12 protein-coding genes are annotated in these 16,497 nt (G+C 49.0%); 6 read left to right on the top strand and 6 right to left on the bottom strand.

The genetic code is table 11. The annotated features are described in order from the left end of the window. Positions 1-121 precede the first annotated feature (121 nt). The 3 genes from H6F76_RS13120 to glgA all read left to right on the top strand — a co-directional run bounded on the left by H6F76_RS13120 (position 122) and on the right by glgA (position 3,407). A complete protein-coding gene (locus H6F76_RS13120; protein ID WP_199305370.1) occupies positions 122-979 on the top strand; it encodes a tetratricopeptide repeat protein in 858 nt (285 codons plus the stop codon). 84 nt (positions 980-1,063) lie between these two features. Further along, positions 1,064-1,711, top strand: a complete 648-nt coding sequence (locus H6F76_RS13115) for a YdcF family protein (protein WP_242033581.1) — start codon at positions 1,064-1,066, stop codon at positions 1,709-1,711. A 220-nt stretch (positions 1,712-1,931) separates the two neighbouring features. Further along, positions 1,932-3,407 carry a glycogen synthase GlgA gene (glgA, locus tag H6F76_RS13110; RefSeq protein ID WP_190508751.1) on the top strand — a complete coding sequence of 492 codons (1,476 nt, stop codon included), beginning with the start codon at positions 1,932-1,934 and terminating at the stop codon, positions 3,405-3,407. Positions 3,408-3,467: 60 nt separating this feature from the next. On the opposite strand, the gene H6F76_RS13105 is transcribed toward glgA, so the two are convergent. Beyond that, the gene (locus H6F76_RS13105; protein ID WP_190508749.1) at positions 3,468-3,992 is read right to left on the bottom strand and encodes a GAF domain-containing protein; all 525 of its coding nucleotides are present in this window, start codon (positions 3,990-3,992) and stop codon (positions 3,468-3,470) included. Positions 3,993-4,040: 48 nt separating this feature from the next. Next, positions 4,041-4,817, bottom strand: a complete 777-nt coding sequence (locus H6F76_RS13100; protein WP_347276013.1) for an MBL fold metallo-hydrolase — start codon at positions 4,815-4,817, stop codon at positions 4,041-4,043. 265 nt (positions 4,818-5,082) lie between these two features. On the opposite strand from H6F76_RS13100, the gene H6F76_RS13095 reads away from it, so the two are divergent. Both H6F76_RS13095 and H6F76_RS13090 read left to right on the top strand, forming a co-directional pair. After that, positions 5,083-5,880: an N-formylglutamate amidohydrolase gene (locus H6F76_RS13095; protein WP_190508747.1), complete on the top strand. Its 798-nt coding sequence runs from the start codon at positions 5,083-5,085 to the stop codon at positions 5,878-5,880. Between the two features lie 107 nt (positions 5,881-5,987). Next, entirely contained in the window at positions 5,988-7,913 is a 1,926-nt protein-coding gene (locus tag H6F76_RS13090; protein ID WP_190508745.1) for a S9 family peptidase, read from the top strand. A 27-nt stretch (positions 7,914-7,940) separates the two neighbouring features. Here the strand turns inward: H6F76_RS13090 and H6F76_RS13085 are convergent, their stop codons facing one another. Both H6F76_RS13085 and H6F76_RS13080 read right to left on the bottom strand, forming a co-directional pair. Then, positions 7,941-10,787: a GAF domain-containing protein gene (locus H6F76_RS13085; RefSeq protein WP_190508743.1), complete on the bottom strand. Its 2,847-nt coding sequence runs from the start codon at positions 10,785-10,787 to the stop codon at positions 7,941-7,943. Between the two features lie 226 nt (positions 10,788-11,013). Continuing rightward, the gene (locus tag H6F76_RS13080; RefSeq protein WP_190508741.1) at positions 11,014-13,209 is read right to left on the bottom strand and encodes a PAS domain-containing protein; all 2,196 of its coding nucleotides are present in this window, start codon (positions 13,207-13,209) and stop codon (positions 11,014-11,016) included. Between the two features lie 585 nt (positions 13,210-13,794). On the opposite strand from H6F76_RS13080, the gene H6F76_RS13075 reads away from it, so the two are divergent. Next, positions 13,795-14,550 carry a DUF6816 family protein gene (locus H6F76_RS13075; protein ID WP_242036631.1) on the top strand — a complete coding sequence of 252 codons (756 nt, stop codon included), beginning with the start codon at positions 13,795-13,797 and terminating at the stop codon, positions 14,548-14,550. A gap of 54 nt (positions 14,551-14,604) precedes the next feature. On the opposite strand, the gene H6F76_RS13070 is transcribed toward H6F76_RS13075, so the two are convergent. Continuing rightward, positions 14,605-15,204 carry a hypothetical protein gene (locus H6F76_RS13070; RefSeq protein ID WP_190508740.1) on the bottom strand — a complete coding sequence of 200 codons (600 nt, stop codon included), beginning with the start codon at positions 15,202-15,204 and terminating at the stop codon, positions 14,605-14,607. 216 nt (positions 15,205-15,420) lie between these two features. Then, positions 15,421-16,488: an LOG family protein gene (locus H6F76_RS13065; protein ID WP_190508738.1), complete on the bottom strand. Its 1,068-nt coding sequence runs from the start codon at positions 16,486-16,488 to the stop codon at positions 15,421-15,423. Positions 16,489-16,497 lie beyond the last annotated feature (9 nt).

Genomic DNA, 16,497 nt, shown 5'->3' with positions numbered 1-16,497 from the left:
TTTTCGGGGCATTTTTACAGTTTTATGCCACCATAGACAGCAGATGAATTAAGCTATCTGTCAACTTACTACAACGTTCAAAGGCTGACCCGTGCCCAATCGTAATGCGTTCCTTTCGTTACTGTTTCTGCTTGGTTTGTGGGGGTCCGCCCAACCCACTTTGGCACAACATTTGGTGCCTCATAGTGTGCAACTAGACCCAACAAAATTAGAGCGACAGGGGCTTAATTTGGCTCAAGAAGCAGCCCAGTTAGCACAGTTTCAGCAGTATGAGTTGGCATTACCCAGAGCACGCCTTGCGACCCAGCTTGCACCGAAGAGTCCAGAGGTTTGGTCGCTATTGGGCGGGCTGTATCTGCAAACGAATGAGCTTGACAACGGCATTACAGCATTAAAAACGGCACAAACTTTAGACGCTAAAAGTTCGGCGGTGCTCTTTGCGTTGGGGTCAGCTTATTTTCAGAAAAGCAGCTATGCAACCGCGATCGACTATCTTAAAGCAGGCTTAAAGCTGAAACCGAATGTTCCGGGTGCTTTGTTTGATCTGGGGAATGCATACCTTATGTTGAACCAGACTCCGGACGCGATCGCCCAGTATGAGAAAGCAATTGCCCAAGACAAAACCTTCTGGCCTGCTATTAACAACATTGGGCTGCTGAAGTATGAAAGTGGAGATGTGGATGAAGCTATTCGTCGCTGGCGGGCAGCCGTAGCTATTGACGCGAAGGCTGCCGAGCCACAGCTAGCAATGGCAGTGGCGCTCTACGCAAAGGGCGATCGCGAACAAGGCTTGAAGCTAGGCGAAACAGCGATTCAAACTGACAGCCGATACAGCGATTTGAAGTTTCTAAAAGAAAACCTTTGGGGTAATCGCCTGCTAGCCGACACCAAGAAATTTCTAGAAACGCCTCGCATTAAAGCGACGATCGCTCAGGCACAAGAAAAAGGGCCGTCACAACCTCAGTCTATGCCGCAGTAAAGCAACCTAACAGTAGGGCGTTACCTTAACGCCTTGCTTATGATTTAGAAAGAGCATTTTTTTGGCAGGCGCAGAAGCAAAAGCATGATAGCCTGCCCAGTAACGCGATCGATGTATGCACTTATGGGGCTGAGGGGACGGTTCGACTTAAAGCACAAACGCACCAGGACCTCGAAACGTCGAGGTTTTAAGGCGCGATCATTGCTCTGGTTTTTTGTCTTAATACTGCTTTGGTTGGGCTACCGCGAGGTTAAAAGCTATTTCTTGAAACCCCAAGCCATACTGGTCTTGGGCGGTACGCCACAGCGAGAAGATTTTGCGGCTGAGTTTGCGCGTCAGCATCCCGATATCCCCATCTGGGTGTCTGGCGGTAGCCCACCTGAGTATACAGAAAGCGTTTTTGAAGACGCTGGCATCAGCCTGTCACGCCTTTATGTTGATCGAGATGCTGTGGATACCGTCACCAATTTCACAACGCTGGTCGATAAGTTTCAAGCCAGAGGTATTCATAGCGTTTACTTGATTACATCGGACTACCATATGCGTCGCGCTCGCATTATTGGTGAGCTTGTTTTTGGCAGTCGAGGGATTGAGTTTAAGCCCGTACCGATGCCGTCTAACCAGGCAACCGAACCTCTTTCAAAAGCGATTCGCGATGGGGCGAGAGCAATTCTGTGGCTGACAACAGGTCGTACAGGTTCAACGCTTGTTCAACGTTTTGACGATCGCTAGAGAAACTGAGTAAAGGCGCACCGAAACAACTTTAACGCGGCAACGGCTCCATCTCTTCGTGGTTTAACGTTAGTAATGTTCAGCGCGAGTGCCACCGCTTAAGCTAGCCCTCAATATGCCAGAGGGTAGAGATGCCGATAGATTCGGTTGCGAGTATGCTAGAAATTCTATACTTTTGTGAGCGTAGAAACAGTTATTCTCCCTTGAGCGAGGAGCCACTATGTATATCGTACAGATCGCTTCTGAATGTGCCCCAGTGATTAAAGCTGGTGGGCTGGGAGATGTTGTCTATGGGCTTAGTCGAGAGTTAGAACTTCGTGGTCATACGATCGAGCTGATTTTGCCGATGTATGACTGTATGCGCTACGACCATATCTGGGGCTTGCACATAGCCTATCAAGACCTGTGGGTGCCCTGGTATGGCGGTGCTATCCACTGCTCCGTTTATTGCGGTTGGGTACATGGGCGGCTGTGTTTTTTCATTCAGCCTCATTCGCAAGACAAATTTTTTAATCAGGGACGCTACTACGGCTGTGTGGATGACAACATTCGTTTTGCCTTTTTTAGCAAAGCTGCGCTGGAGTTTCTGCTACAAAGCAACAAGCGCCCGGATGTCATTCACTGTCACGACTGGCAGACTGGCTTAGTGCCCGTCCTGCTGTTTGAGATGTATCAATATCAGGGGATGGAAAACCAGCGCGTGTGTTACACCATCCATAACTTTAAGCATCAAGGCATGGGTGGCAGTGATGTACTGTGGGCAACGGGGCTAAATCGAGAAGAGTATTACTTCCACTACGATCGCCTGCGCGATAACTTCAATCCCTTTGCGCTCAACTTTATGAAAGGGGGCATTGTTTATTCAAACTATGTCACTACTGTTTCACCGCATCATGCCTGGGAAGCCCGTTGTACTGAGATTGGCTATGGTTTAGGGCACACGCTGCATCTGCATCAAGCTAAGTTTACAGGCGTACTGAATGGTATTGACCATGATGTATGGAATCCAGAGAACGATCGCTATGTGCCCCACTCGTACACCAAGGATGATCTGACGGGCAAGGCAAAAAACAAGCAAGCGCTACGAGAACGGTTGCTGCTGCGTGATCGCGATCGACCGCTCATCTGTTTTATTGGGCGGTTGGACGAGCAAAAAGGCGTACACCTGGTACATCACGCCATTTACCATGCTCTCAGCCGTAGTGCTCAATTTGTACTGTTAGGTTCTGCAACTGAAGCAGGCATTAACGACCATTTCTGGCACGAAAAGCAGTTCCTCAACGACAATCCAGACGTCCATATGGAACTGGGTTTTGATGAAGAGCTATCTCACTTAATCTATGCAGGAGCCGATTTTATTATTGTGCCCAGCAATTATGAACCGTGTGGTTTGACGCAGATGATTGGGCTGCGGTATGGTACGGTGCCGATCGTGCGCGGTGTTGGTGGGCTGGTCAATACTGTGTTCGATCGCGACTACGATGAAACCCATTTGCCCGAAGAGCGCAACGGTTATGTCTTCTACGAAACTGATTACGTGGCACTAGAATCAGCGATGGATCGAGCACTGGATCTCTGGTACGACAATCCTGGCGCATTTCAACAGTTTCAATGGCAAGGCATGAACTGTGACTATTCGTGGAACTACCCTGGTAAGGACTATTTAGAGATCTACGATCGTATTCGCCACAAGTAGTAGAGCTATCAGCGCTCAGCGATCAGCGTAGGATTAGACGCTAAAGGCTGAAAGCTGAATTTACATATTAAATAGGGTGGCTTGATACGCCTGTGCGGGAATCATGAGTTTGGCTTGCAGATGCGCGATTAGCTGTCGATCGTCTTCACTCCATACCCTCGGCGTATCGAACACAGAGCACTCCAGAATGCCAATCAGCGCCTCGTCAAAATAAAGCGGTGCATGAATCAACGCGCGATGCCGAAAGGTTTCTCGCTCATAGGCGCGATCGACCACATCACTACCCGCCGTCTCAATATCTTCTACAAACACAGCAATAGGGGTACGTAGCGCGAGCGTCATGAGTGGATCTGGCGGGGCATTCGCACCTTCTAACCAATCGGCACCCAGCCAATCCGCCGCCCGACCATCACGTGCCCAGCAGTGCGTAATGATTCCATGTTGTTTGACTGGCTCTCGTAAATAGAGAAAAGAGCGATCGCACGGCAACACCTCTCCCAACGCTGGCATCAATGCCGTAAACAGCTCATCCGGCTCCAACGCTTCCTCAAACAACCGTCTCAAGCTATCCGGCAAATGCTCCATTTCCCCCTGCTCCCTTTCTCCCCCATCCCTCTTCACTCCTTCACCCCTTCACGCCGTTACCCTTACCTCTCCCGGACATCCCGGTTGCCGCTTTGCCTCCAGATACTCTGCCATAATTTGCTGATAGCGATCGCGCCCAAACGTAGCGTAGTGACCAGGATAGACTGTTTCGATCGGTAGCTTCTGCAAGCGCTCATAGGTGTCGATGTAAGTAGGAATGTCGCTTCCTGGTAGTTGGTCGAGCAAGTCGCCATCATAAATTACATCGCCAGAAAAGAGTTCTTGATTTTTGGCATCGTACAGCGCAATGCAACCCGGTGAATGCCCTGGTAGATGCAACACTTCAAACGCACGATCGCCCAAATCTAGCACGTCGCCTTCCTGCAAAAGCTGCGTTGGCTCGGCACTATGGAGCGTATATTCCATCGCGGTAAACCCTGCGTAGGGCAACTGCTCAAAATGCTCATCCAGCACCCAGCCAAACTTGGGATCACATAATGCCATGTGGTTGTCGCCCGCTCGTAAAGCCTCTGCTTCAGCCACGTGAATGGCTCTGTGGTCAAATTCATGCAACCCGCCTGCATGGTCAAAATGGACGTGAGAGGCGATCGCCAGCAGTGGTTTATCCAGCAAGGACGCAAGATGTTGGCGCAAGCTCGCCACGCCCAACCCAGTGTCAATCAACAAATCCTGCTTTTGCCCTTTGATAAGCCACAGGTTCGCACGATTCCACTCCCAATAATGCAGTTCGCCAATGCAATAAAGACCGGGATTAACTTGGTGCGTGGCAAACCAGCGATCGCAGACAGGTTTAGAGTTCAACACATTTGTAGATGCTACGGATATAGCCCTTATACCAAAACGATCGTAGTTATGGTTCGCCAAGTTTCTAGATTCGTCTCAGACTGCCGCTCTTTTCAAGCATTGGATTCAAGCATGGGCGGTCTAAAGCCGTTAGACCAAGGCAAATGCTGATTACAGATTCTTCCGCTTGATCTCCCTTATCAAAAGGGAAACCGTAGGCAGGGGAATCTTGCTTGGTAGCGTGTAAAAGGGGCATTGGTTTTCAATCCGTCTTATGCTGAAGCATATGAAGCCCTATCTTTTACATTTACCATCGGGGCAAGCAGTGCCGATCGTCGCGAATCTGCCGCATAGCGGGATGATCGTTCCCGACGCGATCGCGGCTCAGTTTCTACCGGAACACCTCCAAGCGCTACCCCACACAGACTGGCATCTTGATCAACTATACCGATCGCTCCCGGCCTTAGGCATTACAGTTCTGCAAGCTACTCATAGCCGCTACGTCGTTGACCTCAACCGCCCACTGCAAGATCCCATCTTTGGCAACTTTTGGACAGCGGTGATGCCGGAGAAAACTGCCTTCGACAAACCAATTTATGCTACGCTTCCCAGCCCTGAACAACTACAGGAACGCATCGACACCTTCTACCTTCCATACCATCAAAAATTAACTGAACTCCTTCAGGAAAGTATTGCGGCGTTTGGTCACGTTTACCTGCTGGATCTGCATAGTTTTGGAGTGCCATTGACAGAGTCCGTTTGTTTGGGCAACCGCAATGGCAAAACCTGTTCAGACGTTTTAATCACAACTGTAGAAAAACATTTTCTGAGCAAAGGCTATCAGACGGTACAAAACAAAGTGTTCAATGGTGGCTACATTACGGGACACTATGGTCAGATAGCAGACGTAGAAGCGCTCCAAATTGAGCTTCGCTATCACGTCTATCTCAACGATGATGAACTGGAGCGATCGCAGCCACCCGCCTGGAATGTGCCAAAGTTTCATGCCGCTAAAGAAACGATCAATAAGATCTTTGCTGCGATCGTTCAAGATCTCAGTATTAAGAAGACCTCGTTACAATAGTTGCTGGCTGGCTCAGGAGTTGAAAGGCTAAAGGCTGACTCAAACTCCCCTTGCTCCCCTTGCCTCAAAGCTCCCCTTGCCCCTCTTCTCCCCTCACTCCCCACCTTATGACCTCTTCTCGCATTGACTCTTACGGTTCCTGGAAATCTCCCATCTCTTCTGATTTGATTGTGGCTGGCACGATCGGGTTGGGCAGCGTCCGGCTGGATGGCGAAAATGTGTATTGGACAGAGTTGCGCCCAACTGAAGCGGGTCGTAATGTGCTGGTGCAACGCAGCTCGAATGGTCAAATTGCAGACATTACACCAGCCCCACTAAACGTACGGACGCGGGTGCATGAGTATGGGGGCGGGTCATATCTTGTCAATCAAGGCACTGTCTATTTTTCTAACTTCGCCGATCAGCGTTTGTATCGTCAGGAAATTGGTGCTGAACCTGTCGCCATTACGCCTGAAACAGCCTGGCGCTATGCCGATGGTATGGTTGATGTCCAGCGGCAGCGACTGATCTGTGTGCGAGAAGACCATACAGGCGAGGGCGAGGCAGTGAATACGATCGTCAGCCTCAGTCTAGATGGCAGCACCGATCAACAAATTCTCGTTTCTGGCAGCGACTTCTACTCATCGCCACGCCTTAGCCCCGATGGTACTCAACTAGCGTGGATTAACTGGAACCACCCAAATATGCCCTGGGATAGTACTGAGCTGTGGGTAGCAGCCATCGCAGCCGACGGGACGCTAGAGGAACCTCAAAAAATTGCGGGTGGCAGGGACGAGTCGGTGCTAGAACCAAAGTGGTCGCCTGATGGGGTGCTGTACTTTATCAGCGATCGCTCTGGCTGGTGGAATCTATACCGTTGGCAGGCAGAAACCGAGGCGCTTTGCCCGATGGAAGCCGAATTTGGTTTGCCCCATTGGGTCTTTGGCATCTCCAACTATGCCTTTGAGTCTGCAATCCGTTTGATTTGTACTTACAGCAAGGATGGTATTTCGTATCTTGCCAGTTTGGATACACAGACGAAGCAATTGGAGACGATCACCACACCCTACACCGAAATTGGCGGTATTCATGTGGCTGTGGGTCGAGTGCTGTTTAATGCTGGTTCGGCAACAGAACCAGGAGTGATTGCCCAACTGGATCTGGCAACCCAGAAACTTGAGATTCTTCGTCGCTCCAGCAGTTTAACGATCGATCCAGGCTATCTCTCTGTACCAGAGCCGATCGCCTTTCCCACCGAAAACGGCTTAATTGCTTACGGTTTTTTCTACCCGCCGACCAATCAAGACTACACCGCGCCTACCAATGAACGTCCGCCGCTCTTAGTGAAAAGCCACGGTGGTCCGACTGGTTCAACCTCAACCGTTTTTAACTTGAAGATCCAATACTGGACGAGTCGCGGGTTTGCGGTGCTGGATGTCAACTATGGCGGAAGTACAGGCTATGGACGCGCCTATCGCGAGCGCTTGAAAGGTCAGTGGGGCATCGTGGATGTGGATGACTGCGCTAATGGTGCCAAGTATCTCGCTGACGCTGGTAGAGTCGATGGCGATCGCCTGGTCATCGACGGTGGCAGCGCGGGTGGTTATACAACGCTAGCAGCACTGACTTTTCGCAAGGTCTTTAAGGCGGGCGCTAGCTTCTATGGCGTGAGCGATCTCGCAGCGTTAGCAAAAGACACCCACAAATTTGAAGCCCGTTATCTGGATGGGTTGATTGGTCCCTACCCCGAAGCTGAAGCACTGTACCGAGAGCGATCGCCCCTCTATGCCACCGATCGCCTCTCCTGTCCCGTGATCTTTTTCCAGGGAGACGAAGATAAAGTTGTGCCACCCAACCAGGCAGAAATGATGGTCAATGCCCTCCGCGCCAAAAAACTTCCCGTGGCATACGTTCTTTTTGCAGGCGAGCAACACGGCTTTCGCAAAGCCGAAAACATCAAACGGACGCTGGATGGTGAGTTTTACTTTTATTCCAGGGTGTTTGGTTTCACGATGGCAGATACGGTGGAACCTGTGGCGATCGACAATCTCTAGTAGCTTCAACCCCTAGTTGCTCTTCACTTAACAAGGCAATTTAATGATAAACTCGGTCCCCTGCTCTGGTTGGGACTGACAGATTAACTGTCCCCCATGCTTTTCAATGATTTGGTAGCTAATGAATAAGCCCAACCCGGTGCCTTTTCCCATCGGCTTGGTGGTAAAGAAAGGATCAAACAGCTTGGCTTGAATATCTTCTGCTATGCCGCGACCATTATCCTTAATCGAGACCTCTACCCAGCCAGCCTCAGCACAACGGGTTGAAACAGTCACTACTCTGGAAACTGGGTGGTCTTTTTCAGTGGTCTCTAATTCATCGATCGCATTACCAATCAAATTCATAAACACCTGATTGAGTTGCCCTGCATGACAATGAACTGGAGGTAAGGTTTCGTAGTGCTTTTCAATCTCGATCGGTGTACCCGAAACTAATTTCAAGCGATGCTGCAAGATCAAGAGCGTACTTTCTAGACCCTCATGCAGGTCTACCGCTTTTACCTCCGCTTCATCTACCCGTGAAAAATTCCGCAACGATTGAACAATCTCTCGAATGCGCTCAGTTCCCATCCGCATTGAGGCGCAGAGCTTAGGAAAATCTTCTTCAATATAAGCTAAATCGCTGTCTTCCAAAAGCTGAAGCAAATCTGGTGATGGGGTTGGTATCTGTTGCTGGTAAGCCTGGAGCAGCTTCAATAAAGTGTGAGTATACTCATGGATGTGAGTTAGATTGCCACCAATAAAGTTGATGGGATTATTCACCTCATGGGCAATTCCAGCAACTAATTGTCCCAGGCTAGACATCTTCTCACTATGGAATAACTGCACTTGTGTTTGCTTCAAATCATTCAAGGTCTGTGCCAATTGGTCAGCCTGATGTCGTGTCTGAGCTAGCAACTCTGCATGTTGCAGGGCAACTCCCAATTGTTCTGCAATGTGGCTGACAAACTTAATTTCAGACGTTCTCCATTGACGAGTCGCAGAGTGTTGGTAAACACCCAGTAAGCCCCACAGCGTTTGACCGGCAAAGATGGGAATAGCCATAAATGCCCTCACTTGGAACTGTTCAAGGAGGTCAAGATGACACTGAGCGTAACCCTGCTGGTAAATGTCATGTACAACTGAGTTAGCACCTGTGCGGTATCGACCGCCTTGAGTGTCTTGTAGGTGTGTATCGTTCCAAACGGTATTTACCCCAAGCTGTCCATTGCTTTGCCATTCAGGTGCAACGGCTTCGTAATTGCTGACAAACTCTCCTCCCCAATCGGCATTAAAGCGATAAACGGCAACGCGCTCTGCCTTGAGGACAGTATTTAGTTCCTGCGTGGCAGTTTGAAAGATTGTGTCGATGTCTAGGGATTCACGAATTTTGGCAACGATTCGAGACAGTGTCATTTGCCGTTCCACTACCCGTTCTAGCTCGGTATTGGACTGCTGAAGTTGCCCAGATTGCTGTTTGAGTGCTTCTGTTCGCTCTTCTACTTGTCGTTCTAAGTTGGTGTTGAGCGCTTGCACCTGCTGATACAGCCGATACTGTTTGATTGTTGCCGCAAAGCGTTCTCCGAGAGCCTGAGCATACTTGATCTCTTCTTCTGTCCAGTGCTGTGCCTGTCCTTTCTTAAGTTGCCGCCAGCCTTCAAAGGATTGACGCGGCATCAACTGACGTGTATCTGGATCGTGGTACCCAGCCCACTGAGTTTCTGTCTGTATTTCGCTACGGAAGAAGGTTAAGCAGCCAATGATTTGGGCACCGTGCTTAAGAGGAATAATGAGAGCGCTGCGAATGCTTGTGCCATCAAAGAAGGGAGCAAGGGTGCGGCATAAAGGCTCTTTATAAAGATCATTCACTGCCCAAGATGACGCGATCGGCTTGAAGTTATGAGCAGGGTCTGCCAGTTCGTAGACGGCTCGCATCCACTCAACCGACCAGGGTTTATGCCCTGTTTCATCCGAAGGCTGCTCCAAGGCAGAGTGTAGATATTGCTGCCATAGCAAGTTCTCTTCAATTGAACGGTTCTGGGCGGGATCAATGAGAGCGGGCTGCTCCCCATTAGTGTAAATTTCTTTTGGTGAACAACTATCTCCAAAGAGATACAACCGACCACCTGCACTAAGGGTGTCCGAAGCTGCTTCAAGTGCATCCTGCCAATTGACCGTCGGAGACATTTGTAGCTGTGCCGTAACTTGATTCATATTGGCTTCTTGGCGTGCCTGAGCACGCACCTGCTCCAGCAAAACCGATTGAGCAATGGCAACCGCTACCTGGTCTACTACTGCCTGAATAAATTGCAGCTCTGCTTCTGTGACAACACGAGGATTAGCGTGATGTGAGACTAAAAGCCCCCAAAGTTGCTTGGAAGACTGGAGTGAAGGCAGGTTGTACGATCCAGCAGCTTCGCCTTCAAGCACGATCGGCACCACGACAGAGGATTTGACTCCCATCGCTGTCAGGTACTCGCGATGGCACGGATCAACGGGACGGTACCGAATATCAGCCGTGGTGATCGCTTCTCCGGTTTCGGGACAGTTGAGTGGACTAATACCAATCTCATGGCTACCAAGATCCACGATCGAACGCTGCCGCGCGCGTATAAACAGTTCACGGGCGTAACGTGGAATATCGTCTGCGGGAAAGTGCAGCCCTAAAAGCGATGGCAAGCGATCGCCTTGCAGTGACTCTGCTACAACAACCCCGTGCTCATCTGGTCGGAATTGATAAATTTTGACTCGATCGGTGCCCAAGTAAGCGCGAACTTCTGCTGCTGTCGTACTTAAGATCGTCTCAAGCTCTAAGGATTGGCGAATGCGATTGGCAATACGGTGGAGTAACGCTTCCTGAGTAAGAGGTAGTGTAGCGTCTTGTTGTGACAGCATATAAGACTTGATCCACGAAAGTGTTTAAGTTGCCTAGCTTAGAGTGCCCCTGAGTCGCTAATTCAAACAGTTAGTTCTGACTATAGATGTACTTACCGCAAGGTCCAAGTCATACTCTTCAAGCGATCGAGGGTTAAACAGGAGACAGATAGCATTCGCGGGGCAGGTGTAACTAAGTAACAACAGCACTCAACGCGCCATCTGGCGATCGCGCTGTGACCAGCACTTACTTTTCATGACTTTTGTGCAAATGTCTAAGAGGCAGATCAATCATAAAGGTTGTTCCTTGCTGCGGTGTAGACTGATATTGCAGCTTACCTCCATGCGTTTCAGTCACGATCTGATAGCTAATTGATAGCCCTAACCCTGTACCTTGACCGATCGCTTTTGTTGTAAAGAACGGGTCAAATAAACGTGGTTGAATAGCTTCTGGGATACCTGCACCATTGTCTGCTATTTGAATGCGAACCCACTCTGAATTCAACAGTTCCGTTTGAATATGAATGGTTGGGAGAGCGATTTGAGTCGGCTCTTCAGCGTATTTTTCTTCCAATGCATCAATCGCATTGGTCAGCAGATTCATCAATACCTGATTGAGCTGTCCAGCATAGCATTCAACTAAAGGCAGGTCAGCATAGTCTTTAAGCACTGTAATTTTTATCTGGTCTGGTTTGGCTTTAAACCGATGTTGCAGCAGGAGCAGGGTGCTATCAATCCCTTCATGAAGGTTCACTGTCTTACGTTCAGCCTCATCTAAGCGTGAGAAGTTGCGTAAAGTCAGCACAATTTGGCGAATACGCTCTGCACCTATTTTCATTGATGACAGCAGTTTGGGCAGGTCAGCAACAATAAAGTTAAGGTCGATCGCCGCAATCTCAGCTTCGATCATTGGCAGCGGCTTTGGGTAATGCTGCTGATAAAGTGCCAACAGTTGAAGTAAGTCCTGAATATAGTCACCCGCAGGAATCAGATTGCCATAAATAAAGTTGACCGGATTATTAATCTCGTGGGCTACGCCAGCAACAAGTTGCCCTAAGCTAGACATCTTTTCAGTCTGTACGAGTTGCGTTTGAGTCCGCCGCAATTCCAGCAAGGTTTGTTCAAGTTGCCGTGCTTTTTCTCGCAGTTGCGCTTCCGATTGTTGCAACGCCACCTCTGTTTGCTTGCGCTCTGTAATATCAGTAGACATACCGCAAACTGCATAGGCATTCCCGTCGGCATCAAACAGGGGAAATTTTAGTGATAGGTAAGTGTGCAAGCCATCTTCCTGTAGAGCCTCTTCTTCCCACTGAATCGCGGCGCCTGCTTGCAGGACACTTTGGTCATTCGCATGAAAGGCGGCGGCTAAAGCAGGCGGAAAAATATCGTAGTTGCTCTTCCCAACAATTTCAGTCTGGCTCAAGCGAAAGATGGTTTGGAATTGCCGATTGGCTGAGAGGAAGCGCCCTTCAGTGTCTTTCAAGTAAATCACGGCAGGCGAGTTATCTAAAATTGCCTGTAGTCGACCCTCACTTTCCTGAAGTGCCTTTTCTGCCTGCTTGTGCCTGGTGATATCGCGAGCGAAACCCAGAACTGCAAAAATCTGACCTTTGGCATCAAATAAGGGAAATTTTTGAGTATCAAAAATATGTAAGAAACCATTAGCATCAGTCGCTGGATCATGGGGATTATGAATGATTTGACCGGCTAAGACACGCTGGTCATCCGCCCGAAAACCTTCTCTGCCTTGCTCAAGATTCCCTAAAACTAGTTCTTCAGGAAAACCCAACTCCAGGTCATCCTTACCCAGCATCATCTCTGGTGTTTGATTGAGTGCAGACGCATACCCCTGGTTAACAAAGATGTAGCGAAAGTTGTGGTCTTTAGCAAAGATCCAGTCAGGGGTTGAGTCGATCACGGTACGCAGGAGTTGCGCTTGTTGTTCGGACTGCTCTAAAAGCTGCTGCGAAGCCGTCTCTGCTTGCTTGCGTTTCGCAATCTCGTATTCTAATTGCTCATTCGCCTTAGACAGTGCCGTTGTGCGGGTTTGAACCATTGACTCTAAATTGTCATTCATATGCGCTAGTACGTCTAGCGTTTCTGTTAATTGGTCTTGAGTCTGCGTCAACAGCAAAGGTCCATCAATTAAGAAGGCATAAGAGTGCCGTAATGCAATATAGATTCCCGCAAGCATGGCGGTGCTTAGATCAATTCCTACTTGAAGTGGCAGCAAGAGCGAGGTACGAGTTTGATGCCCCTGCTCTAGCATGAGCAAGACGTGTCCACCATGCCCCAAAGCGCAACTAAAAAACACCAGAATCGTGACTAATACCAGTGATGTCTTTTGCTTTCCCTTCAAGAAGGGCAGCAGTAGTAAGGAAGCAATGATGAAATAACTTAACGAGATGAAGGCATTTGAGACCATCATCAGTGCGTTTAGCATCCGTTCTACTCTCTCTGTATGTGAACTTCTTCTAATTAATTGTTGTATGAAGCAATTTCTAAACGGTTTTACAGCTAACCAAAACTGCTCGCTGCTTCCTTTGCTCTTGTTAGTGTTGACAATCACCATAAAAAAACTCTCGCAGAAAACGCTGAAATCGCTCCGCACTTTTACTGGATCTCTGCTTTCATAGAGGAACTGTCTGGACAGGCATTTAAGCAATGTCGCACGGTGTGTGATTGAGTTAAAGTTTTTAAGCCTATCTGCACTTTTGCCCGTATGCTGGCGCAACCCTTGATACGATTAAGAATGATCGCAGCAGCAGGCAGCATGAAGAAAAGGTGGCAACACGTTAAATTGAGGGCATTGCTGGAAGCGTCATCTTATTCACCGTTCCAACTGTCCTACATTGAAAGACGGGTGTTGAAGCGCTTATCTCTTTTCCTGCAGGAGAACGCTGGGGTGCGGGTTAAGGCAGTACAAAGCGTACGAAGCCTAGCACTATGCAGCAACGTTAAGTGCCGTTTTCCTTCACTCCAGCCACTTTTGCAGGTTGTCTGTTGCACCTTGGTCTGCTGGCTGTGGTTGAGTAGTAACGCTCAAGCTGGATTGCTCGCTGACCGCCTTGCTGCTTTCCCACATTGGGACGATAAACCAGTCGTACAGACAGCTAACGGCGATTTGGAGTACCCCGACTGGCTGGCTGGCACCTGGAAAATGACCAGTACATTGGTGGAACTAGCGGCACCCTTAGCACCTGCGATCGTCACACCAGGTTTTGACAGCAATCAAAAATATTTGAATCAGGCGATCGCCTGTAACGTTCGCTTTGTGCCGTCTCGTTCACTGTCAACGAATTCTACTGTGTTCTCGTTACTGCCGTTGAAAGGGCTTGTTAAAGATGCTGTGGTGTCCGATCGTGCCTTTAACGGCTTCAACTTAGCAAAAGCTTATTTGGGCGATAGCGTGCTGGCTGTTACCGTTGATCCGCGATCGCCCAACCGCCAGATCACACTGATGCAAGGTGGACGACAACTTATTTCTGTTGTGACTGCTCGTGCTATCGAAACGCCTGCTGCTGACGACTTTCTTACAAGCGAGTTGTTTCAGCAGGTCTTTCGCGGTGTACCCAATCCTTACTTGAACCAAGTCGAAACGACTACAGCTTATCACCACCTAGCAGCCGAGGTCGTTACTACAGGACAGCCAGCAATCACGGCAGATCAAGTCACAGCAATTTATCTCTCGCCGCAGGATGAAGATTACTTCAAGGCAAGCGATCGTCCGGTAGCACTTTATCGGTATCGACTAGAGTTCGTTCCTGTAAAAGATGAGGGATAAAGTCTTAAGGCTAAAAAATGCTACTTAGCCTTTAGCCCTTAGCTTTCATATTTTTCATTGATGCTTCATTGCCTTTAATAACGCCACTAAAGCTTGATCTTCAGAAGCATTCACCTGGCGATCGAGCATCGCAATGCTAACCGCTTTCGGCAATGCTACAGCCGCTACATCAGAATCTAAACCATCTAGCAAATCATCAAGCGCTTGCGGCACCTTCAACGCCGATCGAATGCCAAGCACCATTGGTTCACTCAGCCCTAATGCCTGTAATTGAGGCTGGAGGCTTTCCCAATCAACAGAGCTATCCGGTGCGCCCACCTGAATGAGGTAGGCTAGCAAGCGTTGCATCTTGCTTTGCTGTTGCGGCGTAAACTCTACCGGATTGATAGAGACGACCTCTGCCTCTGTTCGAGCCGTATTCAAATTGTGAAGAATTTGCTGCCAGTCATGAGCATCACACCCTTCAGGCTTATCAACCGAAAGGGAAATGTGAATTTTGCCAGCACCCGCATCAAGATGCGTTACCTGAGCCCGGACTCCCAAAAAGCCAAGCCAGTGAGCAACTGTCGAGACCATTGTGGGGCGCATGGCACGACTATTTGCCAGCAGTCGAATCTGGGTTTGAACCATCGGACGCACAATTTGCGAAAGCATAGCAAGGGCTTCATTGTTGACTGTTTACTAGCCCCTAGAATAGCCAACTTCTTTCCTCGATGCGGTATTTTAACCACATTCTTTGCGGTATACGGCAGTTCTCACTCAGATCAAACACACCTTGACCTTACAGCCATTGACGATCGCCCACGCCGTTTCTCTTTACTTCTTCACTCCTTCACCTCTTACCTCTTCTCCTCTTCTCCCCAGCAGTACCTACTTCCGTTCTGGGTGAGTACGTTCTTCTGTCGGTGCGCCAAATTGATTGAGTGCAGCGATAAATTGATACAACCGCCCCAGGTCGCGCTGGTTGAAATACATCACCAAATGAGAGTAGCCATCAGCCATATCCTGCTTTTCTTGAGGTAAAGGTTGACTTTTTTCGATGCGACCTTTTACTAAGATATCGTTGAAGTTTTCATTCAACTGCTCGACATCAGCATCCGATAGTTCCGAATTGAGACGAATGACAAGCCGATTGCCAAAGTAGCGGCAGGAGTGAAAAACGCGGTAGAAGTTGGCGATCGCCTCACACGCAACATCCAGGCGATCGGTAATAGTGTACAGGCTAGGATCATCAGCACTGATCAAACCACGCTTGAGCAGTTGCTTCTGAATATAGTCGTGCCAGTCATGCCAATAATTGCCACCAGGTTTATCAATCAACACTAACGGTACTGGCGATGATTTTCCCGTTTGGGTCAGCGTAATGCACTCAAAGGCTTCGTCCTGAGTACCAAAACCACCGGGAAATAGCGCTAGCGCATCGCTTTCACGTAAGAAAAAAAGTTTGCGTGTAAAGAAGTACTTGAACGGAACGAGTTTTGGATCGCCTTCAATAAACGGATTTGCGCCCTGCTCAAACGGTAGCTGAATGTTAAGACCAAAGGACTTTTCGCGTCCGGCTCCTTCATTACCCGCTTGCATAATGCCGCCGCCTGCCCCCGTAATGACCATAAAGCCATCCTGTGTCACACGATGTGCAAACTCTGCTGCCAGAGCATACTCAGGTGTATCGGGCATAATACGGGCGGAGCCAAAGATAGCAATCTTCCGCACGTGCCGATAGGGGTAGAACGTCTTAAAGGCTCGTTCCATATCTTGAAGCGAGGCAGCGCAAATCTTCCAGTCCAGACGGTCAATATCACTCTCCGCCATTCTGACGATCGTTGCCAACACAAGCTGAATCAGTTCTCCATGCTGTGAATTTGGTAAACGATCGAGCAAACGCAGCACATCAGCATGAAGCGATTCAGATGGGTTTGATGACAGAGATGAAGCCATGAATTCCTC

The organism is Leptolyngbya sp. FACHB-321 (assembly GCF_014695975.1).
Taxonomy (GTDB): Bacteria; Cyanobacteriota; Cyanobacteriia; order Leptolyngbyales; family Leptolyngbyaceae; genus Stenomitos.
This window is presented reverse-complemented; position numbering and strand designations above follow the sequence as displayed.

What these genes read in the sequence shown, in the direction of transcription:
- H6F76_RS13115 (WP_242033581.1), top strand. Translation starts at nt 1,064, where the DNA reads ATGATAGCCTGCCCAGTAACGCGATCGATGTATGCACTTATGGGGCTG.
- glgA (WP_190508751.1), top strand. Translation starts at nt 1,932, where the DNA reads ATGTATATCGTACAGATCGCTTCTGAATGTGCCCCAGTGATTAAAGCT.
- H6F76_RS13105 (WP_190508749.1), bottom strand. Translation starts at nt 3,992, where the DNA reads ATGGAGCATTTGCCGGATAGCTTGAGACGGTTGTTTGAGGAAGCGTTG.
- H6F76_RS13095 (WP_190508747.1), top strand. Translation starts at nt 5,083, where the DNA reads ATGAAGCCCTATCTTTTACATTTACCATCGGGGCAAGCAGTGCCGATC.
- H6F76_RS13090 (WP_190508745.1), top strand. Translation starts at nt 5,988, where the DNA reads ATGACCTCTTCTCGCATTGACTCTTACGGTTCCTGGAAATCTCCCATC.
- H6F76_RS13085 (WP_190508743.1), bottom strand. Translation starts at nt 10,787, where the DNA reads ATGCTGTCACAACAAGACGCTACACTACCTCTTACTCAGGAAGCGTTA.
- H6F76_RS13080 (WP_190508741.1), bottom strand. Translation starts at nt 13,209, where the DNA reads ATGCTAAACGCACTGATGATGGTCTCAAATGCCTTCATCTCGTTAAGT.
- H6F76_RS13070 (WP_190508740.1), bottom strand. Translation starts at nt 15,204, where the DNA reads ATGCTTTCGCAAATTGTGCGTCCGATGGTTCAAACCCAGATTCGACTG.
- H6F76_RS13065 (WP_190508738.1), bottom strand. Translation starts at nt 16,488, where the DNA reads ATGGCTTCATCTCTGTCATCAAACCCATCTGAATCGCTTCATGCTGAT.